This is a genomic window from Hymenobacter sp. DG25A (assembly GCF_001280305.1).
Lineage (GTDB): Bacteria > Bacteroidota > Bacteroidia > Cytophagales > Hymenobacteraceae > Hymenobacter.
The window spans coordinates 2,096,915-2,121,796 of the sequence record NZ_CP012623.1 but is presented as its reverse complement, the minus strand read 5'-3'; the positions used below and the strand labels follow the sequence as shown (position 1 = coordinate 2,121,796).

General features: G+C 57.8%; 25 protein-coding genes and 1 pseudogene. 7 read left to right on the top strand and 19 right to left on the bottom strand.

Features of this window, described 5'->3' with window-relative positions; genetic code table 11:
- Positions 1 to 26: 26 nt before the first annotated feature.
- The 8 genes and pseudogenes from AM218_RS17040 to AM218_RS09025 form a co-directional block, all read right to left on the bottom strand.
- The gene (locus tag AM218_RS17040) at positions 27 to 239 is read right to left on the bottom strand and encodes a GDCCVxC domain-containing (seleno)protein (RefSeq protein WP_071843744.1); all 213 of its coding nucleotides are present in this window, start codon (positions 237 to 239) and stop codon (positions 27 to 29) included.
- 25 nt (positions 240 to 264) lie between these two features.
- Positions 265 to 1,367 (bottom strand): annotated as a pseudogene (gene arsB, locus AM218_RS09055) (ACR3 family arsenite efflux transporter).
- A gap of 44 nt (positions 1,368 to 1,411) precedes the next feature.
- Complete coding sequence (locus AM218_RS09050) at positions 1,412 to 1,807, bottom strand: DUF2255 family protein (RefSeq protein WP_054413573.1); 396 nt, start codon at positions 1,805 to 1,807, stop codon at positions 1,412 to 1,414.
- A gap of 32 nt (positions 1,808 to 1,839) precedes the next feature.
- On the bottom strand, positions 1,840 to 2,361 hold the full coding sequence (locus AM218_RS09045) for a GNAT family N-acetyltransferase (RefSeq protein ID WP_054413572.1): 522 nt from the start codon (positions 2,359 to 2,361) through the stop codon (positions 1,840 to 1,842).
- Positions 2,362 to 2,437: 76 nt separating this feature from the next.
- The gene (locus tag AM218_RS09040) at positions 2,438 to 3,004 is read right to left on the bottom strand and encodes an ArsI/CadI family heavy metal resistance metalloenzyme (RefSeq protein WP_054413571.1); all 567 of its coding nucleotides are present in this window, start codon (positions 3,002 to 3,004) and stop codon (positions 2,438 to 2,440) included.
- 67 nt (positions 3,005 to 3,071) lie between these two features.
- Positions 3,072 to 3,422, bottom strand: a complete 351-nt coding sequence (locus tag AM218_RS09035; RefSeq protein WP_054413570.1) for an ArsR/SmtB family transcription factor — start codon at positions 3,420 to 3,422, stop codon at positions 3,072 to 3,074.
- 142 nt (positions 3,423 to 3,564) lie between these two features.
- A complete protein-coding gene (locus tag AM218_RS09030) occupies positions 3,565 to 3,822 on the bottom strand; it encodes a hypothetical protein (protein WP_054413569.1) in 258 nt (85 codons plus the stop codon).
- Between the two features lie 19 nt (positions 3,823 to 3,841).
- A complete protein-coding gene (locus AM218_RS09025; RefSeq protein WP_054413568.1) occupies positions 3,842 to 4,303 on the bottom strand; it encodes a hypothetical protein in 462 nt (153 codons plus the stop codon).
- A gap of 169 nt (positions 4,304 to 4,472) precedes the next feature.
- On the opposite strand from AM218_RS09025, the gene AM218_RS09020 reads away from it, so the two are divergent.
- Positions 4,473 to 4,763, top strand: a complete 291-nt coding sequence (locus tag AM218_RS09020; RefSeq protein ID WP_054413567.1) for a GNAT family N-acetyltransferase — start codon at positions 4,473 to 4,475, stop codon at positions 4,761 to 4,763.
- Between the two features lie 65 nt (positions 4,764 to 4,828).
- On the opposite strand, the gene AM218_RS09015 is transcribed toward AM218_RS09020, so the two are convergent.
- The gene (locus AM218_RS09015; RefSeq protein WP_054413566.1) at positions 4,829 to 5,605 is read right to left on the bottom strand and encodes a fasciclin domain-containing protein; all 777 of its coding nucleotides are present in this window, start codon (positions 5,603 to 5,605) and stop codon (positions 4,829 to 4,831) included.
- A gap of 228 nt (positions 5,606 to 5,833) precedes the next feature.
- On the opposite strand from AM218_RS09015, the gene AM218_RS09010 reads away from it, so the two are divergent.
- Positions 5,834 to 6,286, top strand: coding sequence for a hypothetical protein (locus AM218_RS09010; RefSeq protein ID WP_054413565.1), 453 nt, complete (start codon positions 5,834 to 5,836; stop codon positions 6,284 to 6,286).
- An 8-nt stretch (positions 6,287 to 6,294) separates the two neighbouring features.
- Here AM218_RS09010 and AM218_RS09005 read toward each other — a convergent pair whose 3' ends face one another.
- The 8 genes from AM218_RS09005 to AM218_RS08970 all read right to left on the bottom strand — a co-directional run bounded on the left by AM218_RS09005 (position 6,295) and on the right by AM218_RS08970 (position 19,448).
- Positions 6,295 to 6,705 carry a hypothetical protein gene (locus AM218_RS09005; protein ID WP_054413564.1) on the bottom strand — a complete coding sequence of 137 codons (411 nt, stop codon included), beginning with the start codon at positions 6,703 to 6,705 and terminating at the stop codon, positions 6,295 to 6,297.
- Positions 6,706 to 6,816: 111 nt separating this feature from the next.
- Positions 6,817 to 7,608, bottom strand: coding sequence for an SGNH/GDSL hydrolase family protein (locus AM218_RS09000; RefSeq protein ID WP_082318152.1), 792 nt, complete (start codon positions 7,606 to 7,608; stop codon positions 6,817 to 6,819).
- A gap of 20 nt (positions 7,609 to 7,628) precedes the next feature.
- Positions 7,629 to 9,146, bottom strand: coding sequence for a glycoside hydrolase family 30 protein (locus AM218_RS08995; RefSeq protein ID WP_054415448.1), 1,518 nt, complete (start codon positions 9,144 to 9,146; stop codon positions 7,629 to 7,631).
- A gap of 27 nt (positions 9,147 to 9,173) precedes the next feature.
- The gene (locus AM218_RS08990) at positions 9,174 to 10,619 is read right to left on the bottom strand and encodes a glycoside hydrolase family 30 protein (RefSeq protein ID WP_054413563.1); all 1,446 of its coding nucleotides are present in this window, start codon (positions 10,617 to 10,619) and stop codon (positions 9,174 to 9,176) included.
- Positions 10,620 to 10,783: 164 nt separating this feature from the next.
- Positions 10,784 to 12,241 carry a RagB/SusD family nutrient uptake outer membrane protein gene (locus AM218_RS08985; protein WP_054413562.1) on the bottom strand — a complete coding sequence of 486 codons (1,458 nt, stop codon included), beginning with the start codon at positions 12,239 to 12,241 and terminating at the stop codon, positions 10,784 to 10,786.
- Positions 12,242 to 12,253: 12 nt separating this feature from the next.
- On the bottom strand, positions 12,254 to 15,475 hold the full coding sequence (locus AM218_RS08980) for a SusC/RagA family TonB-linked outer membrane protein (RefSeq protein ID WP_054413561.1): 3,222 nt from the start codon (positions 15,473 to 15,475) through the stop codon (positions 12,254 to 12,256).
- A gap of 103 nt (positions 15,476 to 15,578) precedes the next feature.
- Entirely contained in the window at positions 15,579 to 16,442 is an 864-nt protein-coding gene (locus AM218_RS08975) for a PfkB family carbohydrate kinase (RefSeq protein ID WP_054413560.1), read from the bottom strand.
- Positions 16,443 to 16,658: 216 nt separating this feature from the next.
- The gene (locus tag AM218_RS08970; RefSeq protein WP_054413559.1) at positions 16,659 to 19,448 is read right to left on the bottom strand and encodes a substrate-binding domain-containing protein; all 2,790 of its coding nucleotides are present in this window, start codon (positions 19,446 to 19,448) and stop codon (positions 16,659 to 16,661) included.
- A gap of 135 nt (positions 19,449 to 19,583) precedes the next feature.
- On the opposite strand from AM218_RS08970, the gene AM218_RS08965 reads away from it, so the two are divergent.
- The 5 genes from AM218_RS08965 to AM218_RS08945 all read left to right on the top strand — a co-directional run bounded on the left by AM218_RS08965 (position 19,584) and on the right by AM218_RS08945 (position 23,128).
- A complete protein-coding gene (locus AM218_RS08965; protein WP_054413558.1) occupies positions 19,584 to 19,973 on the top strand; it encodes a site-specific integrase in 390 nt (129 codons plus the stop codon).
- A gap of 3 nt (positions 19,974 to 19,976) precedes the next feature.
- The gene (locus AM218_RS08960; RefSeq protein WP_054413557.1) at positions 19,977 to 20,990 is read left to right on the top strand and encodes a hypothetical protein; all 1,014 of its coding nucleotides are present in this window, start codon (positions 19,977 to 19,979) and stop codon (positions 20,988 to 20,990) included.
- A gap of 70 nt (positions 20,991 to 21,060) precedes the next feature.
- Positions 21,061 to 21,351, top strand: coding sequence for a helix-turn-helix domain-containing protein (locus AM218_RS17210; RefSeq protein WP_054413556.1), 291 nt, complete (start codon positions 21,061 to 21,063; stop codon positions 21,349 to 21,351).
- A gap of 4 nt (positions 21,352 to 21,355) precedes the next feature.
- On the top strand, positions 21,356 to 22,027 hold the full coding sequence (locus tag AM218_RS08950) for a hypothetical protein (RefSeq protein WP_054413555.1): 672 nt from the start codon (positions 21,356 to 21,358) through the stop codon (positions 22,025 to 22,027).
- Between the two features lie 174 nt (positions 22,028 to 22,201).
- A complete protein-coding gene (locus AM218_RS08945) occupies positions 22,202 to 23,128 on the top strand; it encodes a hypothetical protein (RefSeq protein WP_054413554.1) in 927 nt (308 codons plus the stop codon).
- 9 nt (positions 23,129 to 23,137) lie between these two features.
- On the opposite strand, the gene AM218_RS16770 is transcribed toward AM218_RS08945, so the two are convergent.
- Together AM218_RS16770 and AM218_RS16765 are read right to left on the bottom strand one after the other, a co-directional pair.
- Entirely contained in the window at positions 23,138 to 23,566 is a 429-nt protein-coding gene (locus AM218_RS16770; RefSeq protein ID WP_197273935.1) for a hypothetical protein, read from the bottom strand.
- 482 nt (positions 23,567 to 24,048) lie between these two features.
- A complete protein-coding gene (locus AM218_RS16765) occupies positions 24,049 to 24,483 on the bottom strand; it encodes a hypothetical protein (protein ID WP_157547600.1) in 435 nt (144 codons plus the stop codon).
- Positions 24,484 to 24,882: the final 399 nt, after the last annotated feature.

The following is a 24,882-nucleotide window of genomic DNA, read 5'->3' as shown; positions in this document are numbered from 1 at the left end:
CATCAGTAAAGAATAGAAGAATGGAGTTAGCAGCCGCAGCAGCTACCGGCCTGCATGGGCGGGCATTTTACTGTGCCGTACGAACAGAAAACGCAACAGTCTCCGGCCCGGGGCTTAAGTACCGTATGGCAGTGCGGGCATTCATAGAAATACTGACACGCATTGGTTGGCATTTCTTCTGCCTGCCGCTGGCCGCACGCGGGGCAGGTAATAACAGTGGAAGTAACCAACTCATTCATAACCGGGAGAAGTTGCTGCCATCAACTATGCTGCCGTACGGCCGTTGGCCGCTGCCGGGGTGGCGTACCAGCGGCGGCGCAGCCAGAAGGCCACATTTACCAGAGCAATAAGGGCGGGTACCTCAATCAGGGGGCCTACCACGCCGGCAAATGCCTGCCCTGAGTTCAGGCCAAATACGCCAATGGCCACGGCAATGGCCAGCTCAAAGTTGTTGCCGGTAGCGGTAAAGGCAATGCTGGTATTCTCGGCGTAGCCGGCCCCCAGAAATTTGCCGACTGCAAAGCTCAGCAGGAACATAATACCAAAGTACAAGGCCAGCGGCAGCGTAATGCGCAGCACGTCCAGCGGAATCTGCACAATAAGCTGGCCCTTCAGACTGAACATCACCACAATAGTGGCCAGCAGCGCAATAAGGGTAATGGGGCTGATGGCCGGAATAAATACCGTCTCGTACCAGGCATCTCCTTTAGCCGCGCGCAAAACGGAGCGGGACAGAAAACCCGCAAAAAAGGAATGCCCAGGTACACTAGTACGCTCTGCGCAATATCCCAGATACCGATGTTTACCGCGTAGCCTTTCAGCCCAAAATACGGCGGCAGCACCGTGATAAAGAGCCAGGCCAGCACGCTGTAAAAGAGCACCTGAAAAATGGAGTTCAAGGCCACCAGCCCGGCGGCGTATTCGCGGCTGCCGTCGGCCAGATCATTCCAAACCAGCACCATGGCAATGCAGCGCGCAATGCCAATTAGGATCAGGCCCATCATGTATTCCGGCTTATCGGGCAAGAGCCAGATAGCCAGAAAAAACATCAGCAGGGGTCCTGCAATCCAGTTCAGAAAAAGAGAAAGCCCGATGATTCGCGTGTTTTTGAAAACGCGCGGCAGCTGCTCGTATTTCACCTTGGCCAGGGGTGGGTACATCATCAGAATAAGCCCGATGGCCAGGGGCACATTCACGGTGCCCACCGAGAAGTAATTAATGACGCGCTCCACGCCCGGCACGAAGTAGCCCAGCGCTACGCCCAGGGCCATAGCCAGGAATATCCACAGGGTGAGGCCCCGGTCCAGGGCGGAAAGCTTTTTGCGGGCCAGAACGGCCGGCGCCGGCGGGGGAGAAAGAGGCGACATCATGTATGGAATAGGCTGGCAGAGCAGCGGCAGGGAAGAGGAATTCAGTTAACCGAAGCCGGGGAGGCCGTAGGCTCTACTACGAATTCCAGGGTGCGGGCTACGTGCTGAGGCTGGATAATGCCCTGGGCATAAGGAGAGTTGGCGCCGGCATCGTACTTGGCCAGGTAAGCCTGACTGATACGCTCGTTCAGCCGGGCCAAATCGGAGGGAACTACGGCCCGCACGGGAATCACCACCTCGCCGCAGCGGATGGCGCCGGCCGGGTTTTCCATAAACGTGTTGAACCAGCTTTTTTCGGCCAGCCCCCAGGAGCGGGCAAAAATCCGGTCATCTACCACCACCATCCAGATAGAGAGGAAAGTGGGGCGGTCCTGCCCGGCCCGAATGCCGATTAGATTATGCTGACTAATGTAAGAGAGGGTATCAGAAGCAGACATGTGAGGAGCAGCGAGCAACGTCGGTCGTAGGTTTATTCACTCTGCGAAGCAGCTAAAGCAGCAGCAGCTCCCACCACCGGGCTGCGCCGCTCCAGCAGCACCGTATCGCGCCACACGCCGTGCAGCTGCCCAATCCGCTCCCGGTAGCCCACCGTGCGGAACCCTACTGATTCGTGCAGGCGCAGGCTGGGGGTATTCTCCCGGAAAATGCCGGCTTGCAGCGTCCAGATGCCGTTTTGTTCTGATTCCTGGATGAGGGCGCTCAGTAACCTGCGGCCCACTCCTTGCCCGCGGGCCTCATCGGCTACATAAATGCTGACCTCGGCCACGCCCCCATACACGCACCGCCCCGATACCGGCGACAGCGCCGCCCAGGCCAGTACCTGTCCATCATCCTTCAGCGCCACCAGGCGGCTGTGCTTCAGGTGGCCTGTATCCCAGTCGGCCCAGGCGGGCGCCTGCGTGGTGAAGGTGGCGTTGCCGGTATCCATACCGGCCTGGTAAATAGCCTGGCCAGCCGTCCAGTGCGCTTCCGTAAGAGGTTGAATAAGCATAGGGAGAGAAGAATTGGTCGCGGGCGCTTTTAACGCCCGCGACATCATCAGGAAATTACCGGGAATCTATAGGTTATTAGGCGCAGCCGCAGCCGGGAGAGCAGGCGCTGGCGGCCACTGGCTCGGGAGTAATGGCGAAGGCCATGGGCGCGGTGGTTAGTACTTCCTCCGGAATGGACTGCTTGGTGGCGGGCGCAATGCAGCACTGCGTGGTTCCGCTGGCTTGGTCGTACTCGGCCTGGTAGCGTGGGTCGTTAAACTCGGCGTCTTCGTGGAAGTAATACACTTCCCACTCCACGCCGTCGGGGTCGTTTACCCAAAACTTGTCCTGCTTGGCGTAGCAGCAGCTGGTGCCTGTTTCCTCGCGGCTGACCAGGCCGGCGGCGCGGGCCACGGCCAGGCGCTGTTCCAACTCTTCCACGGTTTCTACCTGAAAGCCTAGGTGGCCGAAGTGGCTCTGCACCCGCTCGGGGTTTTCCACGAAGGAGATGATGAGGGAAGGCTGCTCCAGCACATACTTGGCGTAGCCGGGCTTAATCTTGGCAGCGGGCTGCCCAAAGAAAGCTGTGTAGAAGTTAACAGTAGCCGTGAGGTCGGAAACGTACAACGACACGTGCATGCGGGGGAAGGGGGCAGTTTTCATAGTCAGAAAGGGTAGCGAGTGTGTGAAAAAAAGAATGGAAAAGTCGGGAAGAAAGTGAGGCCGGAAATCAGCCGCAGCAGGCGGTGGGGGCACAGCTGGCGGCCGGGGTGGCCGCTACCCGGAAAAAGGAGGTAAACTGCTGCTGCACATCCTGCAGCAGCTCGGTATTCAGGCAGTAGCAAACGGTCAGGCCATCAATATCACCCTTAATCAGGCCCACGGCTTTCAGCTCCTGCAGGTGCTGGGAAACAGTGGTGCGGCTTAGCGGAAGCTCGGCGGCAATGTCGCCGGAAATGCAGGTTTGGCGGGCGGCCAGCAGCTCTATAATGGCTACCCGCGCCGGGTGGGCCAGGGCCTTGGCCAGGCGGGCCAACTGCTGCTGGCCTTCGGTAAAACCGGTGAGTTTGGCGTAGGTCATGGGTTGGTTATGAAGTATGACGTAAACATACGTCATAGTGAAAGCCAATGTCAAGTATCTGATAAAATAAATATTCGGCTAAAAACGAAAAACCCGCTCTGCATTACACAGGGCGGGTTTTTTGGAACGAAAAAAATCGGACTTACCGGTTGTTGTCGTCGATGGGGTTGTTGAAGCCCGGGTCGCGCAGCTCGTCTACCTGGCTTTCCTCCGGGTCGGGGCCGGTGGTGGGGGTATCAGGCTGGCCGGAGGTGGCAGTGTCCAGCATTTCGGAAGTATCCAGAGTGCCTTCCTCGTCGCGCTTGTAGTTATATAGCTCGTCGTGGTGGCGCTGCTGCTCAGGACTCATTTTGCCTTTGCCAGCGGCATCTTCGGCGGAGGTGTTCTTGGGTGTGGCCATGGAAATAGGGAGGGGTTAATTACACGTTCTGGTCCAGGCGGCTGGGCTCGTCTTCGGAGCCGGCGCTGCGGTTAGCAGGCTCGCGGGTTTCCCAGTTGCGGGTGCCGCTGCCGTAGCGAGGGTCATCCTCTTTGTAGGACTCACGGCGCTCTGCGCTTTCTGCATCGTGGGCCGCTTTTACCTCACCGGTAGCCAGGTTTTGCGGGGCGCTGCCGCGCTGCTCCGGGGCAGGGGTAGAGGGGGCAGCCACGCCGCCGGGTACGCCCTCGGCCGGTGCTGCCAGCTCGGGGGCGCCAAACTCGCCGTAGGTAGGCGTGGTGGCGGAGGTATTGGGTACGCTGGCGCTCTGGCCGGCTACGCCGGTAGCAGACTGCTGCGGGGTGTTGGTGCCTTTCCGAATATTATCGGGCTGCTGGTCTTTGCGGAATTCACTGAACTCGTCCGGATTGTCGTTGCTGCCGTCGTTGGGGTTGTTTTGCATGGGAATACAAACTTGGAGTAGAGATGGACAAACACAGGGCGGCAAGCACCCTTGCTTAGGCCATACGTAAACCGGCGGGCTTGTGGCTAAGCTTCGCCAAAATCCCGAACCAGCCGTATAGACCCAGGCGGCGCTTTTGCGGCCGCTGTTATCCCATTATTTTACGCCCATGTCGCATCCTAAGCCTCAGATTCAGCACAACAAGGAAGAACAGGAATTCACCACGCTTATAAATGGCTACAACGCCGAGTTGGCCTACAGCCTGCCCGCCGACCAGGTTATCGACTTCACCCACACCTTTGTGGATGAGGAGCTGCGGGGCCAGAAAGTAGGCGACTGCCTGGCCCAGGAAGCCCTGCAGTATGCGCGGGACAACCAGCTGCGCGTAACGGCCAGCTGCTCTTTCATGAAATCCTACCTGCACAAGCACCACCAGGAGTACGCCGATATGCTGGCGTAAGCCTTCCGAAAAAAAGCCCGCGGCACCAGATGTGCCGCGGGCTTTTTTATGCGGGTCAGCGAGGCTTAGCGGGTGGGCATCAGCACGCTATCCACCACGTGGGTAATGCCGTTGCTGGACACCACGTTTGGGATGGTAACATTAGCCATGCCGCCTTTGGCATCATGAATCATAACCATGTCGCCCATGCGGTGCACGGTCAGGTTTTCGCCTTCTACCGTGGTTAGTACCTGCCCGTCTTTCAGGTCGGCGGCCATCAGGCGGCCGGGTACTACGTGGTAGGTCAGAATGGTGCTCAGCTTGGCTTTGTTGGCCGGCATCAGCAGCGTATTCAGGGTGCCGGCGGGCAGCTTATCGAAAGCGGCGTTAGTGGGGGCAAACACGGTGAAGGGGCCAGGGCCCTGCAGAATAGCTACCAGGTCGGCGGCTTTTATGGCCGATACCAGCGTGGAGTGCTCATTGGAGGCGGAGGCATTCACCACAATGTCTTTATCCGGCGTCATCATGGCGCCGCCCACCATTACGCCGGCTGCGTTGCCGGGAGTAGCCGCATTCATACCGGCACCTGTGGCGGGATTTGGCGTTTCCATACCACCAGTGGTACCGCCCATGTCGCCATCCATGGGCTTGGCCTTCGACTTCATTTTGTCGCCCTTGCCTGACTTGCCTTTCACCTTGGTTTTGCCGTCGTCCTGAACTTTAGTCTTCATGACGGCATCTCCCTCCTTGGTTTTCGTCTTCTCATTGTCAGACTTAGTTTCCGTCTGGGCCCGCACTACGGGGGCCGTGCACACGCTCAGCGCAAGCGCCAGGGCGCAGGTAGAAAACAGTTGCTTGATCATGGTTTTTAGAAAAAGAGGTTGAGTGAGATAGTAACTACTGCTATACGGCCTTGCCGCCAGGACCGGATTAATAGAATTGCGGCTATATTCTAAACCCGCTTCTGGCCGGCAGTAAAGCAGTTTTTAAAATGTTGTTTGTTAAAAGTAATAATAATTATCGATAAAATTATATAATAAACTATGTGCTGATTCCCGGCACTGTTGTCTCACCCTTTTTATAGTTGAGCTATGCCCTATCCATTAAAAGCCCTGTCTATTGCCCTGCTAATTAGCCTGTTCCTGGTTTCTGCTGCGGTGGCCCAGCAACAGCAGGAACCCCGCACGCCGGCCGCCCCCGGCGACTCCGTGTGGGTTATCGTTAATTCAGTGAAGCCCGATAAGCGGACGCAGTTCGAGAAATTTGTGAATGAGGTCTTCTGGCCGGCGGCCAAAAAGCTCACGCCAGCGGAGCAGCAGATCTTCCGGCAAACCCGCGTGCTGTACTCCGGGCGGCCGGAAAAGGATGGCACGTATGAGTATGTGTTCATCATGGACCCCGTGATGCCGGGCCAGGACTATGACATTGAGCGCCTGCTCCAGAAAATGTTTACGGCAGAAAAAGCCGCGGCCTACACTAAGATGTTTCAGGAGACCCTGGCAGGGGAGCAGAAGTGGTACCGCATGGTACAAAGTCGCCTGTAGGCCAGGCCTTAGGACTGCGTATGCAGCCAGGCGGCCGCATCAATGGTGTTATCAAACACGCGGTAGGTTAAGGCCGCCGACTCCGCTTCACTCACCAGATTATTCACGGACAGGCGGGCAAATACATCTTCCGGCAGCACAATGGCCCCGAAAATTGGCTGTTCGCTGCGGGCCAGCCAGTACTGCTTTATCCAGGTGCTTTCCTCCTCCGTGAAGGGGGCCATAGCCGATTGGTCGGCCAGTATTTTGTTCCAGCTGCGAGTGCGCAGCAGCTGGCTGGCATGAGTCAGGAAGGCTTGCAGGTCGGTGAGGATGCGCTTGCCCGCGTTGTACTGTACTATAGCGTAGCCATCAGGATGCTCCAGCAGGCTTCCTACCAGATTTTCAAAGTAAATACGCGTGGGTCGACTAACCATCATAGCAACAGATCAACAAAAATAGTCAGTGCCCTTTACGGCGACTGGCCATCTTTATCTATTGCCGAATCAAGAAAGTGTAGAACTGGGAAAAGATAAATCCGGTGAAGGCAGCTATTTGCGTTTTAAGGCACCTTTCACAGCCTGCTGCAGGAGCGGCTCCATAACGCGGTAGCCGGGCAGCGTGGGGTGCACGCCATCCTGGCCATAGTCTTTCTTTAGCCCCTGGCGCTCATCGGCCAGGGCGGAGTGGTAGTCCAGGTACACTAGGCGGTTTTGGGTGGCGTAGGCCTTTATCAGCTGATTCAGGGCCACAATTTTAGGCGCCGGCTGCAGATTAGGCCGCCAGGGAAAATCATACACGGGCGGCACGGAGCACAGCACCACCCGGATGCCCTGGGCCCGGGCCAGCTCTGCCATCGACATAATGTTATCCAGCGTGGCCTGCGGGCTGTAGGGGCCGCGGTTTTCGGCTACATCATTGGTGCCCGCCAAAATGACCACCACGGCCGGGCGCAGGGCCACCACGTCCTGCCGGAAGCGCAACAGCATCTGCCCTGAGGTCTGGCCGCCAATGCCGCGCCCAATGAACTCGTAAGGCGGGCGGCGGGCGAAAAAGATCGAATCAGCCTGGGGCCAGCCTTCCGTAATGGAGTTGCCCAGCAGCACTACCCGCGGCGTGCCTGGCGTAGGGGCGGGCAGCTGCTGATTGGCGGCCGCGTAGCGCTTCAGAAAGGCCCAGTCGTTGTGCAGCCGGTCTTCTTCCTGGCGATGCCATTCGTCTGCGGTGGGTGCTGGGGCTGCTTGCTGGGCATAGCCCGGCACGGCACCCAATAAGGTCCCAACCAGCAGCCCTCCCGCCAGCAAAATGCGGTTCGCAAAAATAGACGGCAGGGCTGCTTTCATCGGAGATAAATGGGATAGGCTTATTTGATTACAAACGTCTGAATGGAGTGCGGCAGGCTCACGGCTGAGGCAGCCTGGCCCTGCAGCCGCAGCTGGAAATCCTGCTTGGTGTCGGTGCCGTTCATTACTACCACGGCCACGCTGCCATCAGGGTTGCGGTAGGCGGTGGTGCTCAGCACGTCGCGGCTGGAGGAGCTGATGATGCGCTTGGCGCCGGGCCGGATGAACCGGGAGAAGTGCCCGATGTAGTAGTAGCTGTTGGTATACAGTAGCTTGCCGCTGCGCGTATCGGCGTGAATGGGGGCAAAGCAGAAATTGCCCACGTGGTTGGGGCCGCCTTTTTCATCCAGCAGGATGTTCCAGTCCGTCCAGCCCACGGTGCCGCTGTTGAAGTCGTTAATCATCGACATGCCGTACTTCTCGCCCAGCTGCCAGTCGTTAATCCGGTCCAGGCTAAACTTCTCCACGCAGCCTTCCGTGAAAATCAGGTTGGTATTGGGGAAGGTTTCGTGCACGCGGCGCAGGTTCTCGAAGTTCATGCCGGCGCCGGTCCACGTTTCGTACCAGTGGAAGCCGATGCCCCACACGTACTGGGCCGCTTTGGGGTCATCGAGAATAGTGCTGGCACGCTGGTAGATCAGGTCGCGGTTGTGGTCCCAGGCAATAAGCTTCTTGTCCTTCATGCCGGCTTTGTGCAGCGTTGGCCCCAGGTATTCCTTGATGAAGTCGCGCTCTTCCTCGGCCGTGTACAGGCAGGATTCCCAGATCTGCTTGGCCATGGTTTCGTTCTGCACCGTGAGGCCCCAGATGGGAATTCCCTGCTTTTCGTATTCCTTAATAAACTTGATGTAGTAGTTGGCCCAGGCCTGCCGGTACTGGGGCAGCAGCTTGCCGCCGTGCAGCATATCGTTGTTGTCCTTCATCCAGGCCGGCGGGCTCCAGGGGCTCACGTACATGGTGAGCTTGCCGCCGGCCGCGGCCATGGCCTGCTTAATAAACGGAATGCGGAATTGCTCATCGTGCTTCACGCTGAAGGTCTTCAACTCGGCATCCTTATCGGCCACGTAGGTGTAGCTGCCGCTGGAAAAATCGGAGCTGTTGATGGGCGTGCGGGCCAGCGTGTAGCCAATGCCCTTGGTGGGGCTGAAGTAGGCTTGCATAAACTCCTGCTGGGCCTGCTTGGGCAGCCTGGCAAAGGTTTCGGCGGAGGCATCCGTCAGCGCCGCCCCAATGCCCAGCATGGTCTGGAAGGTGTGCCCGGGGTCTACGAACACGCAAAGCTGGGTTTCCAGCGGCTGCGGCGCTGGCTGAAAGGCCAGATCGCCGGCGGCGGAAAGGCGCAGCTCGGTGTTGGCGGCCGTGGTAAATACCTGGGCTTTTTTGCCCGCCACGGAAAACGCGCTGACCGTACCGGCCGCTTTGCTGGTTTTCTGGGTGGCGGGTTTTGAGGTGGTAGACTTACTGGTTTTCTGCGCCGAGGCGGTGCTGACGCCGAGCGAGGCCGAGAGCAGCAGAAGAGAAAGGAGCTTGTTCGTCATAAAAAAGGCTATAGGCACAATAAGATTCTACCACACAAAGGTACCTACGGCCCCGGGTTTTAAGCTGGAGCTAAATTGCTGCCCGCTGTGGCGAATGGTGAAAAACTGGGCGGCCTGGCTGTCGTTCAGCACCACCAACACCTTCTGGCCCCCGGCGGTTTTAAAGGCTACGTTGGGCAGGGTAACGGAGGCCGAGGACGCAACGCGCACGGAGCCCGGCCGGACAAACTTGGAAGCGTGGGCAATGATGTAGTAAGCCGGGTTGCGCGTCACCTGGTCGCCGGCCAGGGTTACGGCACCCAGGCACTCGGTGCAGCCGCCGGGCGTGTGCGGGTTCTGCTGGGGGTCGGCGGCCAGATTCCACTCCAGTACGGTGCGGGACCAGTTGCGCGTGGCACCCACAATCAGGGTTTTCACGTGCCAGTTCAGGTCGCCGGGGAAGTTGCCGGGAGCCCCAATCCACTGCTCCGTGAAATACACGTTTTTATCAGGATGGGCGGTGTGTACTTTGCTCAGGGCCTCAATGGGGCCGGCGTACAGGTGAAACGCCGAGCCATCAATATACTGCTTGGCTTCGGGGTCGTTCAGGATGGAAATAGGGTAGTCGGGGCGGTCGGCGTTGTGGTCGTAGATAATGATTTTCGTGTCGAGCTTTTCGGCTTTAAAGGTGGGGCCGAGGTGCTTTTTCACAAACTCGCCCTGCTGCTCCGGCAGCATCAGCAGACTGGGGTTGTTGCCCGGGTGCAGGGGCTCATTCTGAATGGTAATGGCATCTATCCGAATGCCCTCGGCCTGCATTCCCTGAATGTATTTCACGAAATACCGGGCGTAGGCATCATAAAACTCGGGCTTTAAAGAGCCGCCCTTGGAGCTGCCGTTGGTTTTCATCCACGGCGGCGGAGACCAGGGCGAGCCGAGGAGCTTGATGGTGGGGTTGATGGCCAGAATTTCCTTGAGCACCGGAATCAGATGCTCGCGGTCGGGGGCCAGGCTGAACTTGCTGAGCGTGGGGTCTGTCTGGCCCGCGGGCAGGTCGTCGTAGCTGAAAACCTGGGCATCGAGGTCAGAAGCCCCAATGCTCAGGCGTAGATAGCTTACGCCGATGTGGTTGCCCTCGGTGCCAAACAGCTCCTGCAGCAGAGCCGCGCGGGCGGCCGGCACCATAGCGTGCAGCAGCTGGGCGCTGCCCCCGGTAAGGCAGTAGCCAAAACCATCAATGGTCTGAAACGTCTGGCTGTCATCTACTTCAATAACAGCGCCGGTGGCCTGGCCAGTGCCCGCTACCAGCGGCGTCTGCGCCTGAAACAGCACCGATTTATCAGCATTGGTAAGCCAGAAAGCAGCTGTGCCGGCCGGAATGGCCACGGGTGTGCCGGCAGCAGAGCCCGGCTGGGGCGGCCGCTGACAACCGGTACTCAGTGCCAGGCTGACCAGCAAGGCGAATGGCAAAGAAGATCGAAGAGAAGAAAGCATACCAGATCAAAAATTCAGAGGCGAAAATGCCGGTGTAAAAAGCAAAGCGCAAGGGCCGGTTTCATCTTTCCCTTACCCGAAACCGGCCCCGGCTTCGCGCTGCCGGGGAAGCAGATACCCCAGCAGCGGAAATCAGGCTGGCGGCGTTGCTACGCCGCCAGCACTTAGTAACCCGGGTTCTGCTGTATGTTGGGGTTATTGTTGGTTTCCTGCTGCGGAATTGGGAGCAGCAGGTAGTTCTCGTCGCGGCGGCCCAGCTTCTCCTGAATCAGGTCGAAAGCATCTACGGGGTGGTTCACGCTGGTCTGCGCCATTTCGTGGCGGGCATAGCGCAGCAGGTCAAACCACCGCTCGCCCTCAAAGGCCAGCTCCAGGCGGCGCTGCAGGTCTATTTCGGTGCGCAGGGTGGCGTTGCTGGCGGCCTGGGCCGAGGCGGTCGTAAGGGCTGCCAGGCCGGCACGCTCCCGCACCTTGTTCAGCGGCACCAGCGCCCCGGCAATGTCGCCCTGCTCGTTGGCGGCTTCCGCCTGCATCAGCAGCACATCGGCCAAGCGCAGCACATAGGTATTATCGGGTGAATTGAAGCCGTTGGGGTTGCCGGGCCACTTGTACACGAAGGGGCCATCGTCGTTGCCGGTGCCTTTGCCCCCGTCAATGTAGCTTACATGGTCGCGGCCGCCGGGCACTACGCCGATGAACTTCCAACGCAGGTCCTTCACCGTATCCGCGGCCTGAATCATCTCTGCGGTGGGGATGTTAAACTTCGGAAACGAATACGTGGCGGGCGGCGCGGGCAAGGCCACATCGGGGAAGATGTTCCCACCGTCATCTGAACCCGCAAACTGCACCTCAAACACCGATTCCGGCTTGCTCTCCGCCGGGTACAGGCTTTTGGGCGTGGCAGCCAGGGTATAAAGGCCACTGGATACAACCTTATCGGCCGCCGCGGCCGCCGCCGACCAGTTGCGCTGCGTGAGCTGCACGCGGGCCAGCAGACCGTTGGCTGAGCCTTTGGTGGCGCGGCTGCGGTCAGTAGCATCGCCGGTGGGGGCCAGGTTGGCCGCCTCAGTCAGGTCAGCAACAATCTGTTGATACACCTGCTCAGGAGTAGAGCGGCTCAGGTTCAGCACGGCCGGGTCGCCGGTTTCGGTGGGCTCCAGGCGCAGCGGTACGCCGCCGTATAAGCGCACCAGGTTAAAGTAGTGCAGCGCACGCAGGAAGCGGGCCTCGCCCAGAATCTCGTTTTTACGCTCAGCGGGCATCTCAATAGCCGGCACGTACTTCAGAACAGCGTTGGCGCGGTTGATGCCAATGTAGGAAGCCGTATACACCGTGCGTATCTGCTTGGTGGTAGGGCGCCAGGTAAAGCGGTCCAGGTCGGTTACGTCGCCGTTGGTGCTGGTGGCATTATCCGAGGGCATTTCGCCTACCGCAATCAAATCCAGCCCGTAGGTGCCTTCCTGCTGCAGGGCGTCGTAGGCGGCGGTCAGGCCGGCCTCGGCGTCATCGGTATTCTTGAAGAAGTTGGCGGAGGTGATGCTGGGCAAAGGCTCTTTATCCAGCACGTTGCAACCGGCGGTAAGCAGTACCCCGGCCAGAATGGGAATCAGTATTTTTTTCATGGATGGGGTCAGTTAAAAGGTAGCGTTCAGGCCTACGGTGTAGGTGCGCGCCTGCGGATACACGCCCAGGTCGCGGCCAAAGCCGGTGCTGGAGAAGGGGTCGGCACTCACCTCGGGGTCATAGCCGGAGTAATCGGTCCAGGTAATCAGGTTCTGGCCGGTTACATACACGCGAATGCCGCTGATGCCGGTTTTCTGCAGCACGCTCATGGGCAGGCCATATGCCAGCGTCAGGTTTTTGAGGCGCACGTAGGAGCCATCTTCGATGAAGCGGTCGGAAACCCGGTTGTTCTTAGCTGGGTCGCCCAGAATGGCGCGCGGCACATCCGTATTGGTGTTGGTGGGCGTCCAGCGGTTCAGCACGCGGGTGGTTTGATTCAGGGCCTCATCCATGCCCTCCGTGGTGCGGCGGGTTTCGTTGTAGATGTCGTTGCCGAAAGAGCCCTGGAAGAATGCGCTCAGCTCCAGTCCTTTGTAAGTGAAGGTGTTCGTAACCCCGGCAATGGATTTGGGGTTGGCGTTGCCGATAACGGTGCGGTCCAGGTCGTTGATCTGGCCGTCGCCGTTCAGGTCCTTAAAGCGGATGTCGCCTGCTTTGGCATTGGCATCCAGCGCCTCTGCTTCCGCATCGGTCTGGAAGATGCCATCCACCTTCAGGCCGTAGAAAGAGCCCAGCGGCAAACCAGCGCGCACAATGCTGTAGTCGCCAATGATTTCGCGGTTGCTTTCCTGGCCCTGCTCGTTACGCACGGTGCCAATGTTTTTCACCTCGCTGCGGTTCAGGGTGAAGTTTAGGTTGGTGGTCCAGCCAAAACCACCATCCTCGGCTTTCATGTTCACGGTTGATAAGCCCAGCTCTACGCCTTTGTTGTCTACCTCGCCCAGGTTCTGGATGATGGATAGCGTTTGGGCACCAGAGCTCAGTGGCAGCGGCACTTCAAACAGCAGGTCGGTGCTGCGCTTGCGGTACACGTCGGCATTGAAGGTGAGGCGGTCCTGCAGCAGGCCCAGGTCTAAACCCAGGTTGGTTTGCTTGGTGCGCTCCCAGCTAACGTCATTATTCCCAATACGCTCAGGCGCAATGCCGCCCGAGATGCTGCCCGCGCCCTGGTAGCCGAAGCCCGAGCCATAGGTGCTGTAGCGGGCGTAATCCCCGATTTCCTGGTTGCCGTTCTCGCCGTAGGAAGCCCGCAGCTTCAGCTCAGAAATAGCATCCACTTGCGGGAAGAAGCTCTCCTTGGTCACGCGCCAGCCCAGCGCCATAGCCGGGAAGTAGCCGAAGCGCTTGTTGGGCGCAAAGCGGCTGGAACCGTCGGCGCGCAGGCTAAAGGTAGCCAGGTACCGGTCTTCGAAGTTGTAGATAGCGCGGCCAAACACGCTGAACAGGCCCCATTCCGACTCAAAGCTGCTCACGGAGCGGTTGGCCGTGCCGGCATACAGGTACGGTACGGCGTTGGAGGGGAAGCCCGTGGCGCGGGCGCTGGAGGTAAAGCGGTTGGACTCCTGCACCGACTGGCCGGCCAGTAGCGTCAGGTTGTGCTTTTCGCCCAGAGAAGGGTTGTAGGTCAGCGTGTTTTCGTTCAGCCAGATAGTTTGCTGCACGGTGCCGGTACGGGCCTGACCCAGCGTGGCGGGGTCGGGGTTGGCCGTTTGCCGGTTGCCGGGATACTCGCGGGTGATGTACTCGTTTTCGAGCTGCGAGCGGAAATCAATACCCAGCGAAGAGCGCAGGCGCAGGTTAGGCAGCAGGTCCAGCTCGCCGAACAGGTTACCGATGCCCTGGTAGATAACTGCCTTGTTGTTCGTTTCCTGCAGGTTACCTACCGGGTTGTCGAAGTTGCGGAAGGGGTTGGTGCCGTAGGTGCCATCGGGGTTGTACACGGGCACCGTAGGAATCTGCGCCAGGGCTCCCATTACGGTGCCACCGTTGCCGATGCCGCGCTCAGAGCGTACGGCGCCGTTGTTGTTGGTGCGGCTCAGGTTCAGGTTGGTGCCCACCCGGAAGCGGGTGCTCACGTCCTGGTCCAGGTTCAGGCGCACGCTGTAGCGGTCGAACCCGGAGTTGCGGAAAATACCGTCCTGCTTGAAGTAGCCTCCCGAGATATAGTAGCGGGTTTTATCGGAGCCGCCGCTCATGTTGAGCTGGTAGTTCTGAATGGCCGCTGTGCGATACACTTCGTCCTGCCAATCGGTGTTGGCGGGCAGGGTGTTCAGGTCGGTAAAGGCTGGTTCCTGGCCGGCATTCACGCGGGCTTCGTTGTAGTATTCGGCAAACTGGCGGGCATCCAGCACGTCAATCTTCTTGCGCAGTTGCTGCTGGCCGTAGTAGGCGCTAAAGCCCACCTGGCCCTTGCCGGCCTTGCCTTTCTTGGTGGTAATTACTACCACCCCGTTGGAGGCGCGCACCCCGTAAATGGCGGCGGCGGCCCCATCCTTCAGCACGTCAATGCTTTCGATGTCGGCGGGGTTGAGGGCGTTCAGCGGGTTGGGGGGCTGGTTGTTGAGGCCGCCCAGCTCCCGGTCGTACGTCGGCAGAATAGGCACACCGTCAATGACATATAGCGGGTTGTTGTTCAGGCTCACCGAGGAGTTGCCGCGAATGCGCACGTTAATACCGGCACCCGGTGCGCCGCTAGGCGAGGTTACCTGTACACCCGGCGTCTGGCCCTGCAGGGCCTGGTCGAAACCGGCTACCGTCTGGCGCTCAATCTGCTGCGCACCTACTGAGGAAACGGCCGTAGTCAGTTCTTTGCGGGTCTGGGTGCCGTAGCCTACTACCACTACTTCGCTCAGGGCCTGCGCATTCTCCGCCAGCGTGGTGCTGGGCACTTCCGTCGACTGACCTTCTACCACGGAAACCGGAATCCGCACTGTGGTATAGCCAATGGAGGAAATCACCAGCGTCTGCGCGCCGGCTGGTACGTTGGCAATGGTAAAGTAACCATTGGTATCGGTAGAACTGCCCAGCGAGGTGCCGGCTACTACTACCGTAACGCCGGGCAGGGCCGAGCCTGTGGCGTCAACAATGCGGCCCGTAACGGTGCCGCCGGCTACGGCCGGGTTGCGCAGCGCTTCCAGATAAGTGGGCGAATACGCGGCCGCTACCGTGGCGCGGGCTTCGGCCCCAAAAGGTGCCAGCGCTATGCTGGTGAATAACAGGCCACTTAAAGCAGGCGTCAGCAGCCGCTTGGTAAGGGGCCAGGAGCCGTGGGGGAATGGTACAGGAAACGGCATGGGAATGGGGTTAAGTAAGGGGAGAAGGAAAGTTGTGGGGTTGGGAACGGCCAGTGGCGGGTGGGCTGCCAGCTAGCGGCTGCGGGTTGCAGACATACAGGCGTCAGGTAAGGGTAGAAGAAGTAAGGGCATCGATATCGGCGGGTGATAGAGGCGGCATAGCTCCCTGGTGCATGGCTACCAGCGCACCGGCTGCGCAGGCCCGGCGCAGATAAGTGGCCGGCGGCAGACCCGCCAGCCGGCCGGCCAGCAGCGCCGCCAGCAAAGCATCGCCGCAGCCAATGGTATCCTGCACGGGCACCGGAAACCCGGAGCAGGTAAACAGCTGACTATCGGTCCAGAGGGCGGCCCCGGCGGCCCCGCGCGTAACGCACACGGCCTGCAGCCCGAAGCGCCCGGCCAGCCAGGGCAGTGCCGTGACCAGATCAGTGGCCGGCTGGCCTAGCCAGCCCATAATTTCGGTGAGCTCCGGCTCATTCAGCTTCACTAGATCGGCCTGGCGGAGCAGGTATTTTACCACCTCCCGGCTGTAGTGCGGCGCGCGCAGATTCACATCAAACACCTTAAAAGGCGCTATCTGCAGCAGGCGATACAGGGTTTCGCGGGTGGTCAGGCTGCGGGCGGCCAAAGAGCCATACACCAGCCCGCGGGAGCCGGCCACGGCGGCGCGCAGCTCGTCGGTGTGCTGGATATAGTCCCAGGCCACCGACTTCAGAATTTTGAACGATACCTCCTGGCGCTGGTCCACATTGGCTTTCACCACGCCCGTGAGGTGGGTAGCGCTGCGCTGCACCAGGTGAGTGTCGAGTCCCTTGATGGCGCTGAAAGCCAGCAGCTCGGTGCCCAGCTCGTCGTCGCCTACCCGGCTGATGAGCTGCACGGGTACCCCCAGCTGGTGCAGATGCACGGCAACATTGAAGGGCGCGCCGCCGGGCTGCTTGCCGGTGGGCAGCATATCCCAGAGCATTTCTCCGAAGCAAACGAATGGGGAGGACGTAGGCATTGCGGTAGGGGTTGGCAACAAATATCCTCTACCCACACGCTTACCTATTGCTCATTTCTTTCAAAATGCGTTCATGAGTTGAATTAATATATATGATTGATTATCAAATTACTATAAAAGAAAAAACCGGGCCTGCTACCGGCCCGGTTTCAATTTTGTAACATCACTTTTGAGAATATTTCAGTGTTTGGGAGTGATGTGCAGCGTCCGGAACTCAGAGGGAGAAATCTGGTAGCGGGCTTTAAAGCTGGTGGAGAAGTAGGAGGGGGAGGAGAAGCCCAGCTCATAGGCCACATCGGTAATGGTGAGCGTGTCATCGAGCAGCAGCTCGCGGGCCTTGGTCAGGCGGATGCTCTGGATGAAGTCGGTGACGCCGGTGCCCAGCAGCGCTTTCACTTTACGGTAAAGCTGCATGCGCGAAATGCCCAGGCTTTGGGCCACATCTTCCACGCTCAGGTCGGAGCGGGTGAGGTTGGCTTCCACAATGGCGGTAAGGTCGGCCAGGAACTTCTGGTCCGGATTAGTGCCCGCCACCGTGGCCGTATCCACCGACAGCTCCCGTCGGTAATGTTCGCGCTGGCGGGCATGGTTGGCCAGCAGCGTGCGCACACTCTCCAGCAGGAAAGTAGGGTTGAAGGGCTTGGTCAGGTAAAGGTCGGCGCCGGCCTGCACGCCTTCTACCTGCTGCTCCGGCGCGTTGCGCGCCGTGAGTAGAATCACTGGGATATGGGAAGTGCGCCAGTCGGCCTTGAGCCTGGCCACCACCTCCAGGCCGCTCAGGCCGGGCATCATCACGTCGCACACAATCAGGTCCGGAATCAGGTCGGTGGCCATCCGGAAACCAGTGTGGCCATCGGTGGCGGTCTGCACCCGGAAATCAGTCTGTAGTTTGCGGGCCAGAAAGTCATTGACTTCGGCGTTATCCTCAATCACCAACACCAGCGTTTCCCGGTCCGTGCCGGCGGGGGCGTCGGCGGGCGTTTCGGCGGGCATCATTTCGGGCTCGTCCAGGGTAAACACCACTGGCTCGGCGGGGGTGGCAGAGCGCAGCGCCTCTGGCAACTCGCGGGGCAGCAGCACGACAAACGTGCTGCCCTGGCCCGGCTGACTACTGAACGTGAGCTGACCCTGATGCAGGCGCGTGAGCCCCTGCGCCAGCGCCAGGCCCATACCCGAGCCTTTGGCCACGGCCCCCTGGTCGCCCTGGTAAAACCACTCAAAAATGTGGGCCTTATCCTGTTCCGAGATGCCCCGGCCGGTGTCCTCCACGCTTACCTGCAGCGCCCGCCCGTCCTCCACAGCCTGCAGGCTGATGGTAATCTGCCCGTTGTCGGGCGTGAATTTCAGAGCATTGCTGAGCAGGTTGAAGAACACCTTATCCAGAATGTTGCCATCGAACCAGGCTTTGAGAACCGGCTCTGCAGTCAGAAAGCGCAGGTTCACGCCGCGCAGACGGGCGGGCTTTTCAAAGGCATCCACAATCTCGCGCACAAAAGCCACCAGGTTGCCCTCCGTGGCGCGTACGGCCATTTTGCCCACTTCAATCTTGCGGAAATCCAGCAGCTGATTTACCAACTGGAGCAGACGCTGGGTGTTGCGGCGCACCAGGCCTAAGTCGTGGCGCTGGGCCGAGTTTAGGTTGGGACCGTGGGTGAGTAGCTCTTCCACCGGCCCCAGAATCAGGGTGAGCGGGGTGCGCAGCTCGTGGGAGAAGTTGGTAAAGAAGCGCAGCTTGGCCTCGGTATCGGTGCGGGCTTTGGCGGCCATGGCTTCCAGCTGGTTGCGCTGGCTGCTGATTTCCTCGTTCTGGCTGATTAGCTGATGGTTGATGGCATCAATTTCAGCATTCTGCGCGGCCAGCTGGCGGTTGATCTGCCGGTTTTTACGCGCCGAATACCAGGCAAAGGCCCCCAGTACGGCCGCCCCCAGCAGTGCCGCCGCCAAGATATAGAGCACCGTTTGCTGACTGGCATAAGTGGCCCGCAGCGTGTGCAGCAGGCCTTGCTGGCGCTCAATATCATGCTGCTGGCTCACCATTTTATCGGTTTGCTGCTGCATGGTGCGCACGTTGGTGGAGTCGATAACGATGGTGCCCAGCGTGTTTTCCCGCTTGTAAGGCTGCTTGTTCAGGATTTTCAGAGCGGTGCGAATGGCCTCCTCGCCACCGGGCGAGTACAGAATAGACGCATTCAGCACGCCCCGCTGCACTAGGTCAATGCCTTCCCCCGGACCCGACATGCCATCTACCCCAATCACTTTCACCCGCTTAGCTATGCCCAGCTGCTCACATACCTCGTGTGCGCCGCGGCCCATGGCATCGTTATGCGCAAAAATCAAGGATACTTCCGGGTGGGCTTTCAATAGCTTAAACAGCTCCGGCTTCAGGGTTTTCTCCTGCCAGTTGCCGGTTACCTGGCCAATCAGCGGCATGTTAGGGTAGGCCGCCAGCGCTTGCGCAAAGCCCTGATGACGCTCTGAAGTAGCGGAGGAGCCTGGGGTGCCGAGCACCTCGGCCACGTGGCCGCGCTGGTGCAGCAGCCGGGCAGCATAGCGGGCGGCTGTCTGACCCACTTCCATATTGTCGCCACCTACATAGGCGGTGTAGCGCGGCGAGGCGGTGCGGCGGTCCAGCAGCACCACGGGCACGCCCTGGTTAAAGGCTTCCTCCACCGCCGGTGTTACCGGCCCCGATTCGTAGGGCGAAACAATCAGCAGATCAATGCCACCGCGCAGCAACTCCCGGATCTGCTGCTGCTGGCGTTGGCTGTTATCCTTGGCATCCAGCATGTGCAGCTGCACCTCCGGGTGGAAGCTTAACTCCCGCTCCATGCCCGCCAGCATAGCCTGCCGCCAGGGCCCGGCCGTGCTGCATTGCGAAAACCCGATGCGGTAAACCGGGGCCTTGGCCGGCTGGGAGCAGCCCGGCAGCAGCCCCAGACTAACCGCTATAATCAGCAGCAGGCGAAGCAAAGCAGTGGGGATACTATTCAAGGAAGAAATGCCAGGGTCAGCGAGTAGATCAGAGGAATACACGTTACCAAATATACCGGATACTTTGAAGTGTAAAGGGGAAGCGTTGATCTCTTACGGGTGCCGCTCTCCCCGTTGGCGCAATCCATACTCACGCGCTACGCGGGCCGGGCCGATGGGCGGGCCCTGCCTGTCATCAGCAACCAAAAGACCAACGCCTACCTCAAAGTATTGGCCCAACTAGCCGGCCTCGATACGCCTACCACTACCTCCCAGCACCGGGGCAGCGAGCGGGTAGCTACTACTCAGCCTAAACACGAATTGGTTTGCACCCACACCGCCCGGCGCACCTTCGTCACGTTGGCGCTGGAGGGAGGCATGCGGCCGGAGGTAGTGATGCGGATTACCGGCCACAAAGACTATAAGACCCTACACCGCTACCTCAAAATAACGGATGCTGTAGTGCAAGGGGAGTTTGAACAATATGTAGAACGTCAGGCCGCATCATTAATGCGAGTAATTTAATAAATGATGGAAATACCTCAATTTGATAAATTAGTTTCCTTGGTAGGAATATCTAGTTTTAGTGAGAGAATAGATTTTGTATTCCATGTAGATCAACTCATGGATATATATGAACGTGTTGGACAACAATGTAAATTATGTATTCGGGAATATCAGAGTAATATACTTGGTCTTTCTGTAGAAAATCAAATATCTTATTTGGAAGATATGATGTACAGAATGGATCATGACTTTGATGTGCATAGTGTGCGAACTCATACAACTAAGTGGGAGGCTTGGCTTCATCATTACATTGAAGAAGGGAAAATGCTAGATGAAAACTCTCATTTATTTGGAATCGAGCACACATCTAACAAATTAGCTGTCAGGGCTTTGATTGAAAAAACGCATCAAACCTCTGGTTTTGATAAAATAGGATGTTATTCACTGAGCCCCTATTTTATGATGGATATTTTAAAGAAATGTGATAGATATTTTTTACGTGAGATGATAAGTGTTTTAATAGATGAACACTTTTTTCATTTAAGGGAAGACATGCATAGGTTTTATATATTCAAGGGTGGCAGCAGACTCAAGTCTTGGCTAAAATGGAATCATGAAGAAAATGATTCTCGCCATCTGTCAGAAACAAGCACTTACTCAATTATATTCAACTCCCTTAAATACAATGGCGCACCACCTAGCCTGCCGCCCGTTAAGTGGTTGGCAGGAGGGGTAGACTTATTTGATCTTCTTATCTCATTGAGTGAAAAAGGTTATATCAATATTCCCTTAGCTGGCGAACATGGAAATGTGAGTATGGAGAGGATATGTAAGGCAATTTGTTGCCTATTTGATATATCAGGAGCTAGAAGGAAGGATTCAAAGACCGAGGATTGGGAAATGCTCAGACAGTATTTTAAAGAAACAACTTTTGATAAGCTTACACGCAAACGTGTTTATGATAGGTTAAAGGAAGATAAACGTCATTTTGCCAACATAAACCCAGTCAAACCACGCCATATAAGCTCTAAGTGAGTTACTGTAACTCTGAGTAACTTCAATTAGCCCTAAGATTTGCAACAGTCAACTAAACCCAAAGACTGTTATGCAAAACCCAATGATTCTGAGTGACCGGGATTCCATCCGGGAGCTACTCCGCAACCTACTCATAGAGCTACTGCCAACGGCTCCGGCTGCTACAGATGCCACTGCATCTGAACTGCTAACTATGGCAGAAGCTTGCCAGGAGTTCGGAGTATCTAAGACAACTCTTACACAGTGGCGTAAGTCCGGAATCGTCCCGTTTATTCGTTTGGGGCGGCGTGTTCTGTTTGAGAGAGGCAAAGTTCTGGAGGCGGGCCGCTCGCATACCAAGTACACGCGGTTAAAGGGCTAGGGCAATGGAAGGATACTACCACCGCCGCCGCGCCGCTGGAGAGTTGCGCCCGGCTACCGAGCCAGCACAACCTACCCGCCGCACCAACGATGGTGCAACACCCCGGCCGCCGCGCCGACGTAACCCGTTCCCGGCCCCGGTGCCCTCCGGCCCGTTTCAGGCCGCCCTGCTTTATCGGCTGGAAACCTCCAGCTACATTGCCAACCTGAACGGCATGGATTGGGAGTATCAGCTGATAGCCGAGTGCGTGCCCACCGCCGCCGGCATTACTGCCCACCCGCTACTCTATCTGTGCCCACCGCAGGTGCGCTACACTAGGCCCAACCAATGCGAGGGCATGCTGCAGAGTCCCACTATTGAAGGGGTGAAGGAGTTTCTGTCCGGCCTCCGGGACGTGCCTTTACCCGCCGTAGCCGGCCGCTACTTTGATGCGGCGTTTGTGCTGGATTACAAGCCAAACTACCGGGCCCGCAATGTGACTGCCCCGGCGGCTGTGGCGCTGGTACGCAAGGCCACGCATTACCAGCAAGGCTATCTGCTGCTCCTGGTATTGCCGCAGAATTACCAGCCCCGCTATCGGGCAGCCAATGAGCGCACGGCCACGGCCGCCGTACGGGCTGCCCTGCCATTCGTGCCCGCCTGGCTGGAGCAGCTTTCCAGCGCCGCACCGGCCTAACCGCTGCCGGGCCTCCGGGGCCCTTCTTTCCTCTTCCGGGTCGCGTTCTACTGCCTCTAAAACGAGGGAGCGGGCACCCTTTTGCAAAGGTGCCCGCTCCGTAGTGGGCCGTTTCGGGCTAGGAAGTGGCGGATACTACTAAGAGTAAAGATAACCGTTTCGGGCTACTTCCGCGTGTACGACAACCAACACCTGCATTTTCTTTTGCCGGCCTTCGATGCCGGGGCAGAACAGCGGCTAGCCCGTTCGCCGGCCTTTGCCCAGGTATCGGGCGAACCCGACAGCCGGGGCCGGTTGCGGGCCTCTTACCGGGGCCTGCGGCTGGATTATGTCCCCGCTACCCGGTGGGGTCGGGTACGCGGTTCGCTGCACACCTTTGCCCACGGCCACAACGCCGGCCGGTTCACCGCCTCGGAAATTGAGGCGGCCTGTGCGGAGCTATCCGAGGTACTGGCTATGCCGGCGGAATGGCTCACCGTGCGCCGGCTGGAGGTGGGCCTGAACCTGTCCGTGCCCACGCCGCCGCGCCCGTTTCTGGAAAGCCTGATCAGCCACAAAAAGAGCCTGTTCACGGCCCTCAATCCGCCGGCCGGGGCCGCCCGCCCGCTGGAGTACTGTGCGTTTCACAGTGCCTACCGTTTGAAGTTCTATGACAAGGGAGCCTATGCCCGCCTGAAGGGAGAACCCCACCCACCGGGCCACCTGCTCCGCTATGAGCTGGTGTACACGCAAGCCCGCCCGCTGCTCACCGCTACCGGCCTGGCTACGCTCACCCTGGCAGACTTGCCCCGGCCGCCGGTGCGGGCCGCCTTCCTGGCACAGCTCCGACTTCAATGGAATTTAACCCATCGCCGCACGCCCATGGATTATACCGGCCTCCCCCTTTCGGATTCAGCCTTGCTACACGCTGCTAATGATGTGGCTTTCTGGGAGGCTATGCGAAAGACGCAACCACGCGCTACCTATAAACGCAACCGGGCCCGGGCTATGCAGCTGCTCCAGCAAGGACAGCAGCGCACCGAGGCTCACCCTTATGAGGTAGTTTTTACCCGTGAATTAGAAAATAGGGAGAAAGGGGATGATCAGCCCCTTTCTCCCTGATGCTACTGCTTAAAATGCATAACATTTGTTTCCTGAGGGTGGTAGCGAAAATCCGAAGAGGATATTGAGTCTCGATGTGCACTCATTTAGTGTACAAAAATTCTGATTGTTAATGCAATAACCATATGTATCTGATGGATTCTGAATCTCATAAAACCCTACTGGATTTAGTTTTCCATGAAAGCATTTACCCTCAAATGCCTCTAGACAGGACTTTTGCTCTTTAGCAGTTAAGTTGCCCACGTTGATGATTTGTGACTTAAGTATATCATCAGGATGCCACTCCCGTTGGCGTGTCCAAGTACCGTCCGTCTTTTTAATCATTTTGGCGTTCACGGTAGTTGGATGAACATCCTCTAGGCCGTCCTTCGAACAGGCATGGAGGAAAGCTGCGGCCCCAAAGAGCAGCAAAAGGGTAAGGGCATGAAGGTGTTTCATAATGGAAATGAATAAAGGATGTGAATAGGCACCTAGCTTTTCAGCTGTGTCGATAAATCGCACCACTACATTTCCGGTCTGCCCGTAAGCCTGCCTGTTGCGCTGGCGCACTGCCGCCCCACGGCAGTCTCTGTCCTCTCCCGGGGCGACATTTGTTTATTATATATAATCTACTAAATATTCAGGGGAGTCCGACTAGGTGAGTTGCTATAAGATTTGGTTGTTGGACAATGCACCACCCACTTTCTGAGGCTACCGCTGGGCTCAGATATGATACCCTTTGCCACCCTTGTAATCATCTTGCAAAGGCGCATTCCGGTAAGTAGGGAGGGGTAGGCTATTTCTCACTGCCCGCCCGGCCGCCTACCGTTGTTCTCCCTCTCTTTGTAAAGGAGACTTATCCTGATTAGGTAGATAGCGGGAAATACAAAAAGCCCCAAGGTTAGTTGGGGCTTTTTGTATTATTATACATTACGTGCAATTTATTTGGCGCTCTTGCTCTTGCCGTTTTTCTTATCGGTCAAAGTAAGCTTCACGGAACCATCGGGCTCTGTAACCGCAATGGTGTCAAAGATGCGGGTGATACCATCATCAGACGTTTCCTTCCACGTGGATTTGTAAATCAGACGTTGGGCCGGACGGGCCGCCACCGGAACAGTACCTGCCCAGACGGATGTGGCATTACCGGAAGGTGTTACAATAAATTTCACCTGCGACATGGTCAGACAATATCCCACCTTGGGAATTCCCAGCAAGCTATTGCGTATACACGTCGTCCGATCCGTCTTCTTTACATAGGCCCCATTGCCTTGTTGTACCGCTGTTTCTATGGTCTTTTGGGCTTGTACCGAAGTAGAACCAAGAGCCAAGCCAGCGAAGAGAGCTAGACCGGAGATTTTCTGAAGGATGTTATTCATAAAATGAATGTTTTAGAAGGAATGAATGTGCCCTCCCTAGACCCAATAGCGTGCCATGATTAGGAAGAGTTGGCGGGTACGAGACATAAATAGTTTCGTTGTCCCTCAGTGAAATGGACTTATAAAATGCCACTAGCCACGCATAACCCCAATTTGTATTCTATTCCACTGGCTAAGAGTCTTGCTAGGAAGAAGGAGGGGTAGGGTATTTCTCACCACCCGGTCGGCAGCCTACCGTTGTACTCCCTCTTTTCTCCCGCGTGCTAAATAGAGGCAAAGGGGATAGGGGGCATATATCCTTCAACACGGCCTTGGCTACACCGCTGGGTTTAGCCACAACGTCATATACGCATAACTCAACCCTAAAAGTCCGGAGCGCAACTAGCCTAAAAGGGCCTG

What these genes read in the sequence shown, in the direction of transcription:
- AM218_RS08985 (WP_054413562.1), bottom strand. Translation starts at nt 12,241, where the DNA reads ATGAAAAAAATACTGATTCCCATTCTGGCCGGGGTACTGCTTACCGCC.
- AM218_RS16765 (WP_157547600.1), bottom strand. Translation starts at nt 24,483, where the DNA reads ATGAATAACATCCTTCAGAAAATCTCCGGTCTAGCTCTCTTCGCTGGC.
- AM218_RS08990 (WP_054413563.1), bottom strand. Translation starts at nt 10,619, where the DNA reads ATGCTTTCTTCTCTTCGATCTTCTTTGCCATTCGCCTTGCTGGTCAGC.
- AM218_RS09020 (WP_054413567.1), top strand. Translation starts at nt 4,473, where the DNA reads ATGTCGCATCCTAAGCCTCAGATTCAGCACAACAAGGAAGAACAGGAA.
- AM218_RS09030 (WP_054413569.1), bottom strand. Translation starts at nt 3,822, where the DNA reads ATGGCCACACCCAAGAACACCTCCGCCGAAGATGCCGCTGGCAAAGGC.
- AM218_RS09040 (WP_054413571.1), bottom strand. Translation starts at nt 3,004, where the DNA reads ATGAAAACTGCCCCCTTCCCCCGCATGCACGTGTCGTTGTACGTTTCC.
- AM218_RS09015 (WP_054413566.1), bottom strand. Translation starts at nt 5,605, where the DNA reads ATGATCAAGCAACTGTTTTCTACCTGCGCCCTGGCGCTTGCGCTGAGC.
- AM218_RS09010 (WP_054413565.1), top strand. Translation starts at nt 5,834, where the DNA reads ATGCCCTATCCATTAAAAGCCCTGTCTATTGCCCTGCTAATTAGCCTG.
- AM218_RS09025 (WP_054413568.1), bottom strand. Translation starts at nt 4,303, where the DNA reads ATGCAAAACAACCCCAACGACGGCAGCAACGACAATCCGGACGAGTTC.
- AM218_RS08975 (WP_054413560.1), bottom strand. Translation starts at nt 16,442, where the DNA reads ATGCTCTGGGATATGCTGCCCACCGGCAAGCAGCCCGGCGGCGCGCCC.
- AM218_RS09045 (WP_054413572.1), bottom strand. Translation starts at nt 2,361, where the DNA reads ATGCTTATTCAACCTCTTACGGAAGCGCACTGGACGGCTGGCCAGGCT.
- AM218_RS09005 (WP_054413564.1), bottom strand. Translation starts at nt 6,705, where the DNA reads ATGATGGTTAGTCGACCCACGCGTATTTACTTTGAAAATCTGGTAGGA.
- AM218_RS08960 (WP_054413557.1), top strand. Translation starts at nt 19,977, where the DNA reads ATGATGGAAATACCTCAATTTGATAAATTAGTTTCCTTGGTAGGAATA.
- AM218_RS08995 (WP_054415448.1), bottom strand. Translation starts at nt 9,146, where the DNA reads ATGACGAACAAGCTCCTTTCTCTTCTGCTGCTCTCGGCCTCGCTCGGC.
- AM218_RS08980 (WP_054413561.1), bottom strand. Translation starts at nt 15,475, where the DNA reads ATGCCGTTTCCTGTACCATTCCCCCACGGCTCCTGGCCCCTTACCAAG.
- AM218_RS08950 (WP_054413555.1), top strand. Translation starts at nt 21,356, where the DNA reads ATGGAAGGATACTACCACCGCCGCCGCGCCGCTGGAGAGTTGCGCCCG.
- AM218_RS09035 (WP_054413570.1), bottom strand. Translation starts at nt 3,422, where the DNA reads ATGACCTACGCCAAACTCACCGGTTTTACCGAAGGCCAGCAGCAGTTG.
- AM218_RS09000 (WP_082318152.1), bottom strand. Translation starts at nt 7,608, where the DNA reads ATGAAAGCAGCCCTGCCGTCTATTTTTGCGAACCGCATTTTGCTGGCG.
- AM218_RS09050 (WP_054413573.1), bottom strand. Translation starts at nt 1,807, where the DNA reads ATGTCTGCTTCTGATACCCTCTCTTACATTAGTCAGCATAATCTAATC.
- AM218_RS17040 (WP_071843744.1), bottom strand. Translation starts at nt 239, where the DNA reads ATGAATGAGTTGGTTACTTCCACTGTTATTACCTGCCCCGCGTGCGGC.
- AM218_RS16770 (WP_197273935.1), bottom strand. Translation starts at nt 23,566, where the DNA reads ATGAAACACCTTCATGCCCTTACCCTTTTGCTGCTCTTTGGGGCCGCA.
- AM218_RS17210 (WP_054413556.1), top strand. Translation starts at nt 21,061, where the DNA reads ATGCAAAACCCAATGATTCTGAGTGACCGGGATTCCATCCGGGAGCTA.